We start from the raw sequence: 17,477 nt of genomic DNA, 5'->3' as shown, positions 1-17,477 counted from the left end.
GGGTTCTTGACTGGCAATCTGGAGGGGCTGCCGCAGGCGGTTCCGTTGCTGCTGATCTTTCCGAGGCTAACATAACAGGAGAGTCAGCGTTAATTATGCCAGCGTTTACTCGCCGGACGCAGTGGCGCGGGGCCGGGTCTTTTAGGCGCATAATTGTGTTTTAGCGGCTTCCCCTTAGCTCTTCTGCTATCTACCATCGAAACCGTCGCTGCGGGCAAGGATCCTTGGAATGAAGTCTCGTGGCCGGTACCTTGCGCGTATTGGATTTCCGGTTTGGCCGGCCCATGACCCTAGTTTTCTTTGTTGAATTGCTGTTGCCACCAGACACAGCTGGATGAAAAGAATCTGGACGGCGACCTGTGCCGTACTTGTCGCTGGATTATACTGAGGCGCGACTTCAACTACATCCGATCCATTGAAATTCAAGCCGTTAAGACCGCGCATGATCTGCATTGCCTCACGGGTTGCGGCCCGCCATCACCACACCAATACCAGGGATAGTCGTTAACCGGTTACTGATTTCATTGTCACGGTGCCATACCAAAATTGCTCGGTCGAGTTTGGCAATCTGCCTGTCAGGCTCAAGCGACATCTCAACCATTGGCTGTAGAGCCGACGATCACGGGTGCGGGAAGTCTATGAGTCATGTCTGATACGTGGCTGATCAACGTAAACCGGATCAGTCACAGGAATGCATGAGAGAAAGCTGGCCCTGGTTGCCCGATCCCCGTTGCCTGAAGTCCGGGGCGCTGCCCGGTTATGCCCCTCTGCCAAGGCCAAATTAAAGCTGCCGCTCACCCTCTTCTCGACGCGAAATGGTTGCACAGCACGCTGAACTCCGCCGTTAGTTTGGGGCAGATCAAGATAAGTTGTTGCCCTCCCTTTACCAACGCTCCTTCACATCCGCTTCGCCGCGCAGGATGATGACTTTCGGGGTCTGGTAAAGGCGTTCCGTCAGGTCTGCCGTATGAAGTCGGCTTTCAACATGCATTAACCGGACTTGACAGATTGTGCATCACTGTCTGAATCTCTGGCTGCTTTGCCGCTTCACAAGTTGAAAACCAATATCGATGACCTTCTCGCTGAATTTTTCTCCCTCAATCGCTGAGAGGAGCATGGCGACTGCCTGTTCGCCCATTTCCTTTCGATGCGTTCGAACGCTGGTTATGGAAGGATTTGCAACGCTCATCATTTCCAGATCATTGAAGCCACAGATTCCGAACTGATATGGAACTTCGATACGTCGGCGCTGACATTCAAAAAGAGCCCCCAGAGCAAGATCGTCATTGATACAGAATACAGCATCAGTATCTGGGGAAATCGACAGTATTTCTGCTAACAGATCGCAACCCAATGACACGGTAGATGGCCTGGTCGTCGTAACCACCAGTTGCTCATCATATAAACCGGCATCTCTTAACGCTTGTGAGAAGCCTTCGAGGCGGCGCTGAGTCCGCGGGTCCATTCGGGCTCCAAGAAAACCGATCCTGCGGTATCCTTGCTCAACCAGATGTGTGGCTGCGTCGTGCGCACCTCGCCAATGGGAAAAGCCCACCATCATATCGATCGGCGCGTCCCCGGTTTCCATGATCTGTACAACAGGACAGCTTGCCTGTTTCAACAACTTCAAGGAGGCTGGGGATTGGTCGATGCCGGTGACAATGAGACCCGCTGGACGCTGGCTCAGAAAGACTTTCAGCAGCTTTTCTTCTTCCAATGTCGAATAATGAGTGTTGCCTAACTGTACGTCGAACTGGGAACCCCGAATCTTCGCATAGATGCCACGCAACACATCGGAGAAAACGTTGTTTGTTACTGAGGGTATCAGTACACCGATGACCTTGGTTCGGGCGGAGGCAAGTGCTCGAGCTGCAGGGTCGGGAATATAGCCCAGCTTGTCAATTACATGCTGTATGCGGCTTCTCACGCCTGCTGACACCATGTCAGGTGTGCTGAGCGCGCGCGACACCGTGGCCGGGCTCACGCCGACCTCTCTTGCAACGTCCGCAAGCGTTATCTTCCGTTGTTTCACCTGCTCCCCCGTTTTCTCGTTCTGCTATTTGCCTGGCGCAGTTGCATTCGGACCGTATTTTACTGAACGATTGTTTTTTGATTGACAAGACAGTTTACATGCCTCACTCAATGAAAGCGCTTGCATTGGCAAGCAAGGAGGAGATTTTCGGGATGAATATACCGTTGAGCGGCAGCCGCTCCGGCAGGTGTATTATTGTTATGGGGGTGAGTGGTGCCGGGAAAACGTCTGTTTCGGAGCAAATTTCTGTCTGTTTAGGGGGCGTTTTTGTCGAGGCAGACGATTATCATCCACAAAGCAACATTGCATTGATGTCTTCTGGACAGGCTTTGGAAGATTATCACCGTTGGCCGTGGCTGAAAGCGGTTGCAGAGGCTGCTCTGCTGGAAGCGAGGCTCAATCAGCCATACGTGATTATCGCTTGCTCTGCGCTTAAGCGCATCTACCGCGACAGATTACGTGAAATGCTCGGTCCGGTGGTGTTCGTGCATCTGACCGGATCACGATCCCTAATTGAGAAACGTATGCTTGCCCGGCATTCGCATTTCATGCCTTCGGTGTTGTTGACTAGCCAGTTCGAGACGCTCGAGCCGCTTGAACGCGACGAAGATGGGATCGTTGTTTCAATTGAGAAACCGGTTAAGCAAATCGTGGAAAGCTTATGTACACGCTTTTCCGATGCCTGCTCAGATTGAGATCGCTCGTTGGCCGTAATTGGACGAAGGGCTGGGAGGAATATAAGTGACTGTAGAGCCGTGGCGCTGGAGCGCAACGCAGATGGCGGCGGCCATTCGCGTTAAAGAACTATCATCTCTTGAATGTGTCGAAAGCTGCATTGGACGGATCGAAGCTATCAATCCCGCAGTGAATGCGGTCGTGGATTTGTTGTATGACGAGGCGCGCAGCGCCGCGAAAACTGCCGATGCTGCGCTGGCACGCGGCGAGGCGATTGGCCCACTGCACGGAGTACCAGTCACCGTTAAAATTAATATCGATTATGGAGGTCGACCGACGACCAATGGTGCGGCGCAGTTTAAAGGGCGCATTCCAGCCGCTGATGCTCCCGTCGTTGAACGTTGGCGGAATGCAGGCGCGATCATAGTCGGGCGTACCAATACACCGGCCATGTCGTTCGGTCTTTTCACCAACAACAAGCTCTATGGACGCACTTGGAACCCCTGGGACCACAAGGTATCCCCTGGCGGGTCGAGTGGGGGGGCTGCCGTATCGGTCGCAACCGGCATGGTACCGCTGGCGCATGGCAATGACAGTGGGGGATCGATCCGCTATCCGGCTTATTGCTGCGGGGTGTTCGGCATGCGCCCCACCTTCGGACGTGTACCTCATTTCAGTAGTACAGCAGCCACCGAGATGGCCATCATGTCACAGCTAGCCATCTGCAATGGCCCCTTCGCGCGCACCATAGACGATTTGCGCATCGCGCTGAACGCCATGTCGGGACATGATCCGCGCGATCCATGGTCGTCCTTTGCGCCGATCCCTGAAAAGACCGACATCGCTCCCGGCAAGGTAGCAGTGCTGACCGATCTTCCTGGCGTCGAAAAGGACCAGGAAGTGGTGGCAGCCGTGCGACAAGCCGCGGCCTGGCTCGCAGACGCTGGTTATGAGATCGAGGAATGCGCGCCACCGCACTATGCCGAGGCCTCGGCGCTGCGCGACAGGCTGCTTATCCACGAATTGCGCATTCACAACTTGCCGATGATTGAGGCGAGCGCCCCACTGGAAGAAATCAACGAGGCGTACGCGCTGCTGAACGCAACCCCAACGGTAGACTTCGAGGATTTTCGCACCGGACTTGCACGCCGCACCACAATCCTGCGCGAATGGCTGGCCTTCATGCAGACATATCCTATCGTACTGACGCCGACGGCCTGGCGTAAGCCACAGGCCATCGACACCTATGACAATCCGGTTAGCCTGACCGCCGAGCAGGTACTCGAACTGTCACCACTCCATGTCGCGCCGCTTCTGGGGCTGCCCACGCTGGCTGCGCCCACCGGATTGGTCGGCGGCGTACCGATGGGTGTGCAGCTTATGGGATCGCTGTTCCAGGAGGAGCAGCTGTTCGCTGCTGGCGCGGTACTGGAGGCCAGATGCTCAAGTCTGACACCCGTCAATCCTGTCCCCGTTCGCTGAAGGGGCGTCTTTATATCTCAACCAAGAAACCAAGAGGAGGGGTTTCATTCATGAAAATGCTCAAGTCCATACTGGCCGGCGCCGTGTCGCTGATCGGCCTCACTGCTGCGGCCTCTGCCGAAGAGATCGTCGTCGCCACCGTCAACAACGGCGACATGATTATCATGCAGAAGCTGTCGAAGGAATTCGAGAAGGAAACGGGCATTAAGGTGCGCTGGGTCATTCTGGAAGAGAATTCCCTTCGTGAGAAGCTTGCCACCGATATTTCGATGAAAGCGGCACAGTACGACGTGATCTCGGTAAACTCACATCAGACCCAGCTCTGGGGTAAGATGGGTTGGTTGATGAAGCTCGATGATTTCGGCGCAGACTATGACTACGATGACATTATCCCTGCAACGCGCTCCAGTGTGAGTGTAGACGGCGTGATGTATGCGGCGCCTTTTTACGGCGAGAGCCTCATTACCTATTACCGTAAAGACCTTTTCGAGAAAGCTGGCCTGAAGATGCCGGAAAGGCCTACCTTCGCCAACATCGCCGAATTCGCAGCCAAAATCGATGACAAGGCCAATGGTGTGTACGGCATCTGCCTACGTGGCAAGCCGGGTTGGGGCGAGAACACGCCGCTCATCTCAACTTTCGTGGCAGCCTTTGGCGGTGAATGGTTTGATATGAAGTGGGAGCCAGAGCTCACCGCCAAGCCTTGGCAGGAAGCACTCGACTGGTATCTTGACCTGATGACCAAGTATGGTCCTCCTGGAGCTTCATCGAACGGCTACAACGAAAACCGGGTCCTCTTCAGCACTGGCAAATGTGGCATGTGGATTGACGCCACAGTGACCGCTGGGTATCTGCTCAACCCCAAGGAATCGACCGTTTCCGATAAAACGGGTTTTGCACCTTATCCGATCACTGAAATCAATCCGAATGCAGCTGGGTGGAGCGGTGCGTGGTCGCTGGCTATACCTGTGAACTCCACAACGCACGAAGAAGCCTCGAAGAAGTTCATTCAGTGGGCGACCTCGAAATCTTACGTGCAACTCGTGGGCGAGCGAGAAGGCTGGCTGCTGGCGCCTCCGGGAACCCGCACATCGACCTACAAGTCGCCGGAGTATCTGAAGGTGGCCGCGCCTTTTGCGGATCAGGTGCTGCACGCCATTTCCTCAGTCAATCCTGATAAGCCTTCAATCCATGAAGTGCCCTATGTCGGTGCTGGCTTCATCCACATACCTGAATTCCAGGCAATCGGCACCACAGTGGGCCAAAATCTGGCCGCTGCGCTGGCTGGTAGCAAGAAGCCGGAACAGGCGCTGCAGGAATCGCAGGATTTTGTGAAACGCACCATGCAGCGCGCCGGCTACTACCGTAACTGACGTTTCTGAACTGGTCCGTCTGTATGTGCTTACAGGCGGACCAAATGATAACAAGAGGAACGCTGGTGGCTGTAAAACACATGCGCTTGGCCGGGCGGCTCGCCCTGGCGCCTTCGATCATCGTGCTGATCATCGGGATGGTTGTCCCGCTGTTGATGACGTTCTGGTTCTCCTTCCAGTTCTATAATCTGATGAACCCTTCCGTGGGAGGCTTCGCCGGTTTGGAGAACTACACCTATTTTGTCACCGATCCGGCTTTCGGGCAGGCGATCAAGAACACGCTGCTTCTGGTCGTGGGGGTATTAGCGTCTACCGTCATTGGTGGTATTTTGCTGGCGCTTTTGTTCGACCAGCCCATGTGGGGGCAGGGTATCGTGCGTCTTCTTGTGATCGCGCCATTCTTTGTCATGCCGACTGTCGCCGCACTGGTGTGGAAAAACATGTTCATGCATCCGGGTTACGGCTTGTTCGCCTGGATCGCGCTGAAACTGGGCTTCACACCTATTGATTGGTTGGGCGAGTATCCTCTGCTGTCCGTCGGTATCATCGCGACATGGGAGTGGCTGCCATTTGCAACGTTGATCTTTCTGACTGCCTTGCAGTCTCTTGACGGTGAGCAAAAGGAAGCGGCACGCATGGATGGCGCTGGTGCATTGTCGCGCTTTCGTTACTTGACGCTGCCGCATCTTAGCCGCGCCGTCACCGTGGTCATCCTCATGGAGACGATCTTCATCCTGTCGATTTTCGCCGAAATCTTCGTGACAACCGGCGGTGGTCCGGGCACCGCATCTACGAATTTACCGTTCCTGATCTATGTGCAGGCCCTGTTACAGTTCGATGTTGGAGCGGCGTCGGCAGGTGGAATTATTGCAGTGATTCTGGCGAATATGGTGGCTATCTTTTCCCTGCGTTCAGCGGGCAAGAACCTGACCGCGTGAGGAGGACATTATGAAAATTCATTTAGCAACTCTTCACAAAACGATTTTCACCGTGTGCGGGTGGAGCGTCGCCTTCATTCTTTTTTTCCCCATCTTGTGGACCGTGTTGACAAGCTTCAAGACCGAGGTGGAGGCAATTTCGTTTCCACCTTCGCTCATCCCAAGCTGGACGCTGGAAAACTATGCGGAGGTCCAGGAACGATCCGACTACTTGCTGTTCTTTCGTAACTCCGTGATCATTTCAATCGGTTCCACGGTGATTGGCCTGTTCTTGGCAGTTCCTGCGGCCTGGTCATTTGCATTCCAGCCAGCGCGCAGCACACGTCCACTCCTTATGTGGATGCTTTCCACCAAGATGCTGCCCTCGGTTGGTGCACTTGTGCCGGTCTACCTCATTTATAAAACAACCGGCCTTCTCGACAGCCTCATTGGTTTGACGGCGATCATCCTCATTGGTCATCTGCCACTGATGATCTGGATGCTCTACACTTATTTCAAGGATATCCCTGTTGACATCCTTGAAGCGGCGCGCATGGACGGTGCCTCCGCCAGCAAGGAGCTCTTCTACATCCTCTTGCCCATGGCATTGCCGGGCGTAGCTTCGACCATGTTGCTCAACATCATCCTTGCTTGGAACGAAGCTTTCTGGACTCTCAACCTCACGGTTTCCAGGGCAGCTCCACTCTCGGCGTTCATCGCCTCCTATTCCAGTCCACAGGGACTGTTCTGGGCGAAACTCTCGGCCGCTTCGGCGCTCGCCATCATTCCAATTCTGATCCTTGGCTGGATCAGCCAGAAACAGCTTGTCCGCGGCCTGACATTTGGCGCGGTGAAATAAGGAGGAGCGATCCGTGGGTTCCATCAAACTACGCAGTATAGAAAAATCCTTTGGTCAGCAGGTGGTGCTGCCGGATGTCAACCTTGATATCGAAGACGGCGAGTTCGTCGTTTTCGTTGGTCCATCTGGATGCGGAAAGTCCACGTTGTTACGTTTGATCGCGGGTCTTGAGGAGCCAACTTCAGGGAATATTATGATCGAAGGGCAGGATGTTACCAGCGTCACTTCTGCCAAGCGCAAGCTATCGATGGTTTTCCAGTCATATGCGCTCTACCCACATATGACAGTTTATCAGAACATCGCTTTCCCGTTGAAGATGGCGGGCGAAAAACGCGATGTTATTGATGGCAAGGTGAAGGAAGCCGCACGTAGCCTCAATCTGCTCGATTATCTCGAACGTCGCCCGCGCAATCTTTCTGGAGGGCAGCGCCAGCGTGTTGCTATCGGTCGCGCGATCGTACGTCAGCCTACGGCTTTTCTTTTTGATGAACCTCTTTCCAATCTTGACGCCGCCTTACGTGTTGGTATGCGACTTGAAATCTCCGAACTTCATCAAAAGCTGCGAACTACGATGATCTATGTAACTCACGATCAGGTCGAAGCTATGACGATGGCTGACCGAATTGCAGTCATGAATGCAGGCAAGATCGAACAGTTCGGCAGCCCGCTTGATCTTTACCGAAAGCCGGCTAATCGCTTTGTTGCCGGATTTATCGGATCTCCGAAGATGAACTTCGTCGACGGATCTGAAGCAGCAAAATTCAACGCTCATTCGATCGGAATACGTCCCGAACACATCACACTCTCTCACGAAAAGGGACAGTGGAAGGGAAGCGTTTCTCTGGTAGAGCACCTGGGGGCTGATACGTTTGCCCATGTCGATGTCGCGACGCTCGGCATGATAACGGTGCGCACGGGCGGTGATTATCCTATCAAAATTGGCGATGAAGTTTTCTTGTCGCCGGAACCAAACTGGATTTATCGGTTCGATAAACAGGGAATTTCTTCGACGATGGCGCCCTAACTCGCTGAAAGATAAGGATATTGGGCCTCCTATTCCTGAGTGCATTGGTTCATTACGCAACATCATGGCCCTGGGGAATATATGTGATGGAAACTCTGTTAAATCTAAACAATCTTTGAGGGTACCAAGTATACCCTGGCTGGAATAGGTGTTCATCGCCAATCGATGTACGTCACATATGAACAAAATAAGGGATCGAGATTATGCGTAAATTATTAGGTGGCTTGGCGGCATTGGCTCTCGTCTTGTCATCGGTATCGATAGCCAACGCTGAAGAAAAAGTGTTGAAGATTGCAACGGAAGGAGGATTTCCTCCCTTCAATATGACGCTTCCAGATGGAACATTGGATGGTTACGAGATTGATCTTGCCAAAGACCTTTGCGCTCGTATGGAAGTCAAATGCGAGATCGTGACCCAGGAATGGGATGGAGCTGTACCAGCCCTTCAATCGCGCAAATTCGATGTCCTGATGGCAGCAATGTCTATCACACCGGAACGAGAGAAGCTGGTCGATTTCTCCATTCCGTATCAGCTCGGCCTCATGGGCTTTGCTGCGATAGCTGGAACGCCTGTCTCCGAACTGCCCGGCACGGGCGAAGCTGTCAATATCAGTTCCAATCCAGAAAAATTTGCCGAGGTTATTCAGAAGTGGAAGCCTATTCTTCAGGGCAAGACTGTCGGCGTGCAAAGCAGTAGCAGCAATGCCATTTTTCTTGAAAAGTATCTCAAGGACGTCGTGGAAGTCCGCGAGTATCCTTCTACGGAAGAACACGACATGGACCTTCTGGCTGGTCGTATCGACGCCGTATTTGCAGCCTATCCGATCCTGATGGGTGATATGGAAAAGCCCGATTTCAAGGACATGAAGATTGTGGGCACTGGTGTGCGTGGCGATGTATTCGGTAAAGGTGCGGCTGCGGCTTTTCACAAGGGCGACACTGAATTGAAGGCGAAGTTCGATAAGGCTATTCAGGCCGCCATCGACGATGGCACGATTAAGAAACTGAGCATCAAATGGTTCAAGAGTGATCAAACTCCTTCGAACGACTGATCGAGCGACAGTGACGCAGGATTTGGCGTGCATCGTGCGCCATATCCACTTTTGGAAAATAAGCTCAGGATAAAATGCCGATGAACACACTTGTTAACGACACTGACCGTCTCATAGATGATCTGGTAGCTATGGAAGAAGCGCGTCTGATCGAGATCAGACGCGATATTCACGCTCATCCCGAGATTGGTTTCGACGTTCAGCGCACAGCTAACGTCGTCGCACGTGAGCTCTCCCGTCTAGGCATCGAACACCAGACGGGTGTAGGTCGTACCGGAGTGTTGGGTATCGTCAAAGGCGGACGCCCTGGTCCGACACTGTTGCTCCGCGCTGATATGGACGCATTGCCAATCCTTGAAGAGACCGGGTTGCCTTATGCGAGCACCATCGAAGGCCGTATGCATGCTTGCGGTCATGACATCCACACTTCCACGCTAATCGGGGTGGCGGCTGTACTCAAGGAGATCGCGCCCCGCCTTGCTGGTACTGTGAAGCTGATGTTCCAGCCAGCGGAAGAAACTCCCGATAGTGGCGCCAGAGCGATGATAGAGGATGGCATCCTGGATGGTGTGGACATGGCGCTGGGTTTCCACAATCATCCCGACGAACCAACAGGCATGTTCAGTTATATCGAGGGCAACGCCAATGGTTCTTGCGACGAATTCGAGATCACGGTTCATGGCCGCTCCGGCCATGCTGCTCATCCCGATCAGGCAGTGGATCCCATCGTCGCATCGGCTCATCTGGTGCTGGCACTACAGACTATCGTCTCGCGTGAGACGAATCCGATGCACCCGGCGGTCTTGACGATCGGGGCGATCCATTCCGGCGACGCATATAATGTAATTCCCGAGACTTGCAGACTAATTGGGACTGTGCGTTGTCAGGACCCGGCGACGCGGCGCTCCATAGATGAGGCGATCCATCGACAGTGTCGTGCACTGGAGAGTTTGTTGCGTGTCAGTTGCATAGTGAACTATATGCGCACTCTTCCATCTCTCCACCACGATCCGGAGGTTGTCTCGATCACTATGAAGGCGATTTCTCACCATTTCGGCAAAGAAGCGGTAATGAAACGAGCACCCAGCCTGGGGGCAGAGGATTTTTCCCTGGTCGGAGAGAAGGTGCCGTCTTTCCAGCTTGGCATCGGCTCTCAAACTACCGGGCGGAACGACTTCCTGCATAATGGTGATTACCAGCCTGACGAAGCATGTATTCGTCTCGGCGTTATAGCACTGTCCTGCGCGGCAGTGCGCCTTCTCGAAGGAAGAGACTAGGAGGAACTTTGCCGCATCAAAGTTGTTGTCGTGCGACACTGGTTTGTTCAGGTTGTGAGGCTCCCAAAACCATGAGATCGAGTTGTTGGTAAGGAGGATCAATGGTAGCTGGCAATTAGCTATCCTGCCCGAAATTTGTTGCGTCAAATAGTACCATTCTGAACGCGTGAGAAGATTCTTGACTGGCAATCAGATGGCACGACCAGCAGCGGAGTGGGAACAGTTGTCTGAAAACCGGTTCCTGACGCTGTACCGCAACTTAATAGGAGGGAAACGGCTTATAGCCTATAATATTAACGAATGCGCAGAAGCTGGTTTTCACCTATAAAGCTGGGTAGGGCCGCTTACTCCCACGCCCGCCCGTGCTCCGATCAGGTGTTAGCTCTCTTGGGCGGGCGAGTGTTCATAAGACGGTTGAGCGTAACGGACCTTGGCTGCTTTAGGCAACGTAAACGCCGCTGAAATAAAATGGTTGCCCATTCATACCTTCCGGCATAATACACGCACCACCAGAGGTGGAGAACTAAATCTTCTCCGCTGTTTCTGAATTTAACGAACGGCGTTCCGAAGTGATCGTTATATACAGAGCTGGCAGAAAGATAAGAGTTAGAAGAGTAGCTACGAGCAAGCCGCCCATTATCGCGAATGCCATCGGTCCCCAGAAAACAGTGGGGGCTATCGGTATCATTCCCAATACCGTAGAAATGGCCGTCAGCATTATCGGTGTAAAGCGAGCAGAAGATGCGTCTAGCACGGCCTCATTTATACCCTTGCCCGCTTCTCGTTCAGCTTCAATTTGACCAATTAGAATGACTGCGTTCTTAATGATCATACCGACAAGGGCGAGTACCCCGAGTATAGCCACGAAACCCAATGGCCGGTTTGATATTAGCAGAGCGAGCACGACTCCGATTAGACCTAAGGGCGCGACGCTGACTACTATTAATGTCAACGAGAACCGCCGCAGCTGGAACATAAGTACGGCAAGCATGATTAGTAGCATCACCGGTACGACTGCCATAACGGATGCCAGAGATGCCGCACTTTCCTCAACTGTTCCGCCCGTTTCGATCCGGTAGCCCGTCGGTAATGTATCGGAAAGTTCTTTGACGCCTGGAGCGAGTTGTTGCACGACCGTTTCAGGCAATGTTCCGCTGCCGATATCTGATTGTACCGTCAAATTGGGCGTTCTGTCTCGTCGCCAAACCATGGGATATGTTTGATCGAAATCGAAGGTGGCAAACTGGCTGAGAGGTACGGTTCTCCCCCCGTTGATGGGAATTTGGACCGTGCGCAGGGTGTCGAGCGAGACACGTTGTTCGTCTGTAGCGCGCAGTGTTACGTTCACTAAATATATGTCGTCACGAACCTGTGTAACGGGCGCTCCAGTTAAAATAGTGTTCAGTACACGTCCGATTGCTTCGCTGGAAAGCCCTAACAAGCGTGCCTTATCCTGATCAACACGGACTCGAACTTCACGCGAAGGTTCAATCCATTCATAATTCACCGTTTTTGTCAGAGGACTTTTCGCGATGACCGCAGCGAGCTTATATGCGATATCACGGACCTGTCCCAGATCTGGGCCAAGTACACGATATTGTATGGGCCACCCGACAGGTGGGCCCAATTCGAGTGGAGAAACCCGCGTCACCACATTTGGAAATTCCTTTTCAAACAGCGAAGCAAGTTTTTGCTGTATGCGTAAACGGGCGTCGACATCCTTAGCAACCACGACGGCTTGCCCAAAAAAATCATTTGGCAGTTTTGCGTCAAGTGGAAGATAGAAACGAATTGCCCCGCGGCCAACATAACCGCTCCATCTTTCAACATCGATGTCTGGGCGCAGTGCGTCGTCTAATCGCTGCATTACACGCTCGGTGGCATAGATAGAGGAGTTTTGGGGGAGCTCAAGGTCAACCAGAAGTTCGGGGCGATCTGACGCAGGAAAGAATTGCCGTGGAATCATGGGCAGGAGAAAAATCGAGATAGCAAACAAAACGAGAGTGACCGCAATAGTCAGCCATCTAGCTTTTAACGCAGCAGAGAGGAAGCTGCGATAAATGCGCATAACGGGGTCTGGACTGGCCGTCGTTTTCTTTGCTGGTTTCAATACATAGATTCCAAGCAGAGGGGCAAAAATAACAGCGACGAACCACGAAACAAGAAGCGCTATGCTTACGACGGCGAACAGCGAAAAAGTATACTCGCCAGCTGAACTTGCGGCAAAACCGACCGGCACGAAACCTGCGATGGTGACAAATGTGCCGGCGAGCATAGCAAAAGCATAGGTTTTGAAAGCGTATACTGCCGCTACTTCCTTTGGTTCCCCTAGGGCAAGCCTTCCCAGTGTGGCATCCGTTGTGGTCATTGCATCGTCAACCATCAGCGCCAGCGCAATGATCAGAGCGCCCAGTGAGATGCGTTGCATATCAATGCCGACCAACCACATAATTGAGAATACGGCAGCGAGGGTGAGTGGGATGGTGAATGCAACCATCAGGCCAGCGCGTATACCCAATGCAACAAAACTCACGACGAGAATAATTGCGATAGCTTTCCAGATAGATTCCATGAATTCCGAGATTGCACCGCGTACGGTAACAGCCTGGTCCGCGACGAGATGGGGTTCAATGCCGAGCGGCAGATCACCTCGGATCTCGTACATAGCTTCGTCGATGTTGCGGCCAAGACGAAGTATATCGCCTCCTTCGCGCATCGAAATAGCTAATCCGATTCCCGGTTGACCATTAACTCTGAACAACGGTGCTGGAGGGTCCGAATAGCCGCGGCGCACTGTTGCGATATCAGCAAGTCGGACCATTCTGCCATTTACGGCGAAATTAATGTTTGCAATGTCCTGCTCGGTCTTAAATGCTCCTGATACGTCGACAGAGAGATTTTCATCGCCGGTGAGTATTGTCCCGGACGGCTGCACGACATTTTGAGCGCGCAGTGCCGCGATTAGAGCAGACCGATCAATTCCCAGGCTGGCAAGCTCCTGCATTGAGAACTCGACAAAGATCTGCTCATCCTGTTCACCAAGCAGTTCAATCTTGGCGACGTCGGTAACCTTGAGTAGACGGGAGCGTGCTTCTTCGACGTAGTCCCGCAATTGCCGGTGAGTAAACCCGTCAGCGGTAAAGCCATAAATGAGGCCAAATGTGTCGCCGAACTCGTCATTAAAGCCAGGGCCAACAACACCTTGCGGGAGTGTGTGGCGCATGTCGCCAACGCGTTTGCGAACGTTATACCAGGTGTCTTCTACCTCCCTAGCGCTTGCGCTGCCTTCCAGATTCACAAAAATGGTTGTAACGCCTGCGCGAGTAAAACTGCGAATATTATCGAGATGCGGCGTTTCCTGAATTGTCCGTTCCAGTCGCTCGGTCACTTGTTGAAGCGTATCGGTGACGTTCGCTCCGGGCCAAGCGGCCTGTACAACCATTGTTTTTATCACAAAAGATGGATCTTCTGCGCGACCGAGACGCGTATAAGCAAAAATCCCGGCTCCCAGCACCACGATCATCAAGAAAATGACTAACTGCCGTTCGCGAACGGCCCATTCAGAAAGATTGAATCGCATCACGACCCCGACGAACCTAGCAGACGGACCTTCTGACCAGGATGTAAAGCTTGAATTCCTGCGGTAACCACGATATCGCCAACGCTTAGACCCGACTGCACGCCGACATTGGTATTACCAAACCGAGCAACTTCAATATTTCGCAGCGCGACAGTTTCGGCTTGGGGATCAACCACCCAAACCGCAGGAGAACTATTTACCGCAGTTAAGGCGCTCGCGGGGATTTCAATTTCAGCGTCGTTCTCGATCTTAACGATCCCGTTAACTGTGGAGCCGAGGCGCATAGCATCGGGGGCATTATCCAACCCCACTCGAACCCGAAAAGTTCGCGTCACAGGGTCAGCCTGCGGGGATACTTCCCTCACACGACCAGAAGTGAATACGTTTGGATCATTGGCGAGGCTAACGGTAATTACTGAATCAGGATCAGCCGCTCGCAAAATTTGTGGGGGTACATCGAATACGCCGTCTCTGCCTCGCTCGCGTGCCAGTCGAACAATCATCTGGCCAGCTTGCACAACTTCCCCAGGTTCTGCACCTCGCGCAGTTACCGTTCCTCCAGCATCAACGATGAGGTTAGAGTAACCTACATTATCTTCAGCTATCTTCACCTGTGCTTCAGCGCGGTCGACTGCCGAACGGGCGTTTTCCAAAGCATTACGGGCTTCATCATGAAACGCACGTGTGGTAAACCCTTGTTGTAATAACCGATCCTGTCGCGAGAAGGCATTTCTCGCAGTAACCAGCTGACTTTCCGCGGCCGAAAGAGCCGCTCTCGCGGATCGCAGAGAATTCTGCGCGCTCTGAGCATTTAACCGCGCAACAATTTGCCCTGCTGCGACTGTATCACCAACATTGACGCTTCGCTCGATCATCCGTCCGGATACACGGAATGCGAGGGATACTTCTTCTTGAGCTTGAATTTCGCCCGTAAACGTAGAGGTTTGTCCAGATGCGCCCTTCTGAACAGTTACGACTTGAACAGGGCGTATTTGGGGCGGTTGGGCTTCCGTTTCTTGAGAACATGCGCTTAGTGATGTAATCACGAGAGCGAGTACCAGTGCTCGGTTTATACTGGCGCTTGAACGCTGGCGCTTTTCCAATTTGACCGCAAAAATATCCGATCTTGTCGTCATTTGCTGAGATGTCCCCTTCCTCCGGACTTCAAGGTCAACTTCCCCTGTAGGACGCTCTCGAAGAGCGATTACATAAAAGTAACGTAGAAACAGACCAAAAGCCTGGTGCAAGGCAATAGGACTTGGAGCAATATGGCTTTTTCAAACTAAACGATTGCAAAATATGCTGTTCTGCTCCGATTGGCCAGTAATCGGTGCGCGATTAACGGCCTTTCTCCACGCAACCGCACATTAATACTGACTATTCTGCTTAACATATAATCTTTCACCTAACCAGCCAATTTTGGCTAATTGGAAGCTATCGATTTCCTCCCATGTAAAGAGTGTGGCCGGTGAAACAGTCTGTGCAAAAAAAAACGTTACGTACGCTTCGACACATCGCTGGGTTTTCAAAAAAGCGAGATCCCGTTATTATAATTTTTGTAATATCGTTGCAGAATGGAGCGCGTCTGCAAGGTAATTTCTGACTCTACTATCTTGCCTTCGAAACGCAGGAGGTCGTTATGTTCACAAAAATATTGTCTCTTAGCCGATATATAATGATTTTGCCGGTTATTGGAGCATTATTTGGATCAATTGCCTTAATAATGTACCAGATCGCCGTCATGGCGAGTGCGAGTTTCGATATACTTAAGAATCTTGAATTTACATCAAAAGCGTCCAAAACATATGCGGTGCGTGTCGTAGAAACTGTTGACGTTTTTCTGATAGCAATTGCCGTTTACATCATTAGTCTGGGGCTTTATTCTCTTTTTATCGATGATCGGGTTAAGATGCCATCGTGGCTAAAAATATCCAACCTAGAAGATCTAAAAGAACATCTGTTAAGTGTTGTTGTTGCGGTTTTAGGGGTATTATTTCTTAGCGAAGCGGTAGCATGGGATGGAACACGGGATGTTTTCAGTTTTGGTCTTGCTATATCAGCCGCTATTGCAGCTCTCGCCTTTTTCCTCAAACAATCAAAATGATTATATAATTACTTAATGATACTTTATGAATATTTCATTTTCTGAATGTAACGGATTTCTGCTTGCCAAGAAACAATAATCACATAGTTTATGATTGAAAGCGTTTGGAGGGACGCAATGAATTCTCGAGCTTTTTCCTCGTCTTTTGTCTTTGTCGCTTCCTTGGTCTTACAGCTTGGTATGGTAGCGAATTCTCCTGCCCGGCCATTAGCAAGGAGCGTCGTGGTTGGTACTGAACTTAACGATGGCGGTCCCATATCTTGTCGTGAGGCAATGCGGTATCTGTCCATGCGAGGACTAACACATCTGCGTAGCATCAGCTGTAATGCCCCTCATTTTGTATTCAGAGGCGAGCGTAGACAACAAACTTTAAGAATAGAAGTGCGTGCCCGCGATGGCCGTGTGGTGCGTGTCGATCGAGTGATGGGTCGTCACAGTCGATAAGTATCCCACTGTACGTGAAGGCCGCATTTGTGCCCACATTTGTCGCACTTTTTCGCGTTACAATGAGTATCAATAGTCGTTTAGATTCATGTTGGGAAAGAGGTTACAATGAGAAACCGAGTTTGCACCTTACTAGCAGTTTGTTCGATAGCGATCGCAACAGCGGCGTGTACCACCGATGACAGACGGACTGCTGGATATGGTGTAGGTGGTGCTGCAATCGGTGGTCTTGCGGGCGCTGCGATTGGTGGGGATACGCGCGGAGCGCTTACTGGCGCGGCTATCGGCGCAGCTGCAGGAACGCTCGTCGGCGTTGCTCAGACTCGAAACGGTGTTCAATACTGCCGATATCGTGATCAGCATGGCCGCGTCTTTGAGGCGCGTTGTCGATAAGATTACATCTCGAGCATTTTATGAGAAGTTTCCGGCGCCCTCAGCTCTGGAAACCATGTGATCTGGTTCGGCAGTCATGTCGAGCCAGATCACCTGTCAGCTTGTTTGTTGAAAACAGCTTCGTGGAGGGGATGATGTTACGAGCCATTGCCGCCACTCTCGCATTGTTTGCATTAACCGTCGCGGGCACGGTGGCCGAACCCGTTCAGGCATTCAGCCAGAACCAGACTGCTTTGGTCGGAACAAGGTTGAATAATGGTCACAG

General features: G+C 52.2%; 14 protein-coding genes. 10 read left to right on the top strand and 4 right to left on the bottom strand.

All coding sequences use genetic code 11. The features are described from left to right. Nucleotides 1–186: 186 nt before the first annotated feature. Both QBD01_RS06775 and QBD01_RS06765 read right to left on the bottom strand, forming a co-directional pair. A complete protein-coding gene (locus QBD01_RS06775) occupies nucleotides 187–453 on the bottom strand; it encodes an arginase family protein (protein WP_280992150.1) in 267 nt (88 codons plus the stop codon). Between the two features lie 562 nt (nucleotides 454–1,015). After that, nucleotides 1,016–2,032, bottom strand: coding sequence for a LacI family DNA-binding transcriptional regulator (locus QBD01_RS06765; RefSeq protein ID WP_280992149.1), 1,017 nt, complete (start codon nucleotides 2,030–2,032; stop codon nucleotides 1,016–1,018). 77 nt (nucleotides 2,033–2,109) lie between these two features. Here QBD01_RS06765 and QBD01_RS06760 point away from each other — a divergent pair, with 77 nt between their 5' ends. The 8 genes from QBD01_RS06760 (at nucleotide 2,110) to QBD01_RS06725 (ending at nucleotide 10,691) form a co-directional block, all read left to right on the top strand. Further along, a complete protein-coding gene (locus QBD01_RS06760) occupies nucleotides 2,110–2,727 on the top strand; it encodes a gluconokinase (RefSeq protein ID WP_280992148.1) in 618 nt (205 codons plus the stop codon). A 46-nt stretch (nucleotides 2,728–2,773) separates the two neighbouring features. Continuing rightward, on the top strand, nucleotides 2,774–4,189 hold the full coding sequence (locus QBD01_RS06755) for an amidase (protein ID WP_280992147.1): 1,416 nt from the start codon (nucleotides 2,774–2,776) through the stop codon (nucleotides 4,187–4,189). A gap of 50 nt (nucleotides 4,190–4,239) precedes the next feature. After that, complete coding sequence (locus QBD01_RS06750) at nucleotides 4,240–5,562, top strand: sugar ABC transporter substrate-binding protein (protein WP_280992146.1); 1,323 nt, start codon at nucleotides 4,240–4,242, stop codon at nucleotides 5,560–5,562. Between the two features lie 44 nt (nucleotides 5,563–5,606). Then, nucleotides 5,607–6,500, top strand: a complete 894-nt coding sequence (locus QBD01_RS06745; protein WP_392391325.1) for a carbohydrate ABC transporter permease — start codon at nucleotides 5,607–5,609, stop codon at nucleotides 6,498–6,500. A gap of 10 nt (nucleotides 6,501–6,510) precedes the next feature. Beyond that, nucleotides 6,511–7,338, top strand: coding sequence for a carbohydrate ABC transporter permease (locus QBD01_RS06740; protein ID WP_280992145.1), 828 nt, complete (start codon nucleotides 6,511–6,513; stop codon nucleotides 7,336–7,338). Nucleotides 7,339–7,351: 13 nt separating this feature from the next. After that, nucleotides 7,352–8,362, top strand: coding sequence for an ABC transporter ATP-binding protein (locus tag QBD01_RS06735; protein WP_280992144.1), 1,011 nt, complete (start codon nucleotides 7,352–7,354; stop codon nucleotides 8,360–8,362). A 203-nt stretch (nucleotides 8,363–8,565) separates the two neighbouring features. Next, complete coding sequence (locus tag QBD01_RS06730) at nucleotides 8,566–9,414, top strand: transporter substrate-binding domain-containing protein (RefSeq protein WP_280992143.1); 849 nt, start codon at nucleotides 8,566–8,568, stop codon at nucleotides 9,412–9,414. 80 nt (nucleotides 9,415–9,494) lie between these two features. Next, nucleotides 9,495–10,691, top strand: a complete 1,197-nt coding sequence (locus tag QBD01_RS06725; protein WP_280992142.1) for a M20 family metallopeptidase — start codon at nucleotides 9,495–9,497, stop codon at nucleotides 10,689–10,691. A gap of 523 nt (nucleotides 10,692–11,214) precedes the next feature. Here the strand turns inward: QBD01_RS06725 and QBD01_RS06720 are convergent. Together QBD01_RS06720 and QBD01_RS06715 are read right to left on the bottom strand one after the other, a co-directional pair. Beyond that, the gene (locus QBD01_RS06720; RefSeq protein WP_280992141.1) at nucleotides 11,215–14,271 is read right to left on the bottom strand and encodes an efflux RND transporter permease subunit; all 3,057 of its coding nucleotides are present in this window, start codon (nucleotides 14,269–14,271) and stop codon (nucleotides 11,215–11,217) included. Next, nucleotides 14,271–15,407, bottom strand: a complete 1,137-nt coding sequence (locus QBD01_RS06715; RefSeq protein ID WP_280992140.1) for an efflux RND transporter periplasmic adaptor subunit — start codon at nucleotides 15,405–15,407, stop codon at nucleotides 14,271–14,273. The genes QBD01_RS06720 and QBD01_RS06715 overlap by 1 nt, the downstream gene beginning before the upstream one ends. A 503-nt stretch (nucleotides 15,408–15,910) precedes the next feature. On the opposite strand from QBD01_RS06715, the gene QBD01_RS06710 reads away from it, so the two are divergent. Both QBD01_RS06710 and QBD01_RS06705 read left to right on the top strand, forming a co-directional pair. Beyond that, complete coding sequence (locus QBD01_RS06710; RefSeq protein WP_280992139.1) at nucleotides 15,911–16,375, top strand: YqhA family protein; 465 nt, start codon at nucleotides 15,911–15,913, stop codon at nucleotides 16,373–16,375. 552 nt (nucleotides 16,376–16,927) lie between these two features. Further along, entirely contained in the window at nucleotides 16,928–17,212 is a 285-nt protein-coding gene (locus tag QBD01_RS06705) for a glycine zipper 2TM domain-containing protein (protein ID WP_280992138.1), read from the top strand. Nucleotides 17,213–17,477: the final 265 nt, after the last annotated feature.

Origin of the sequence: Ochrobactrum sp. 19YEA23 (assembly GCF_029909865.1) — a bacterium.
In the GTDB taxonomy this organism is placed as follows: Bacteria; Pseudomonadota; Alphaproteobacteria; order Rhizobiales; family Rhizobiaceae; genus Brucella; species Brucella gambitense.
The sequence above is the reverse complement of the archived record's forward strand: the minus strand, read 5'-3'. Positions and strand labels throughout refer to the sequence as shown.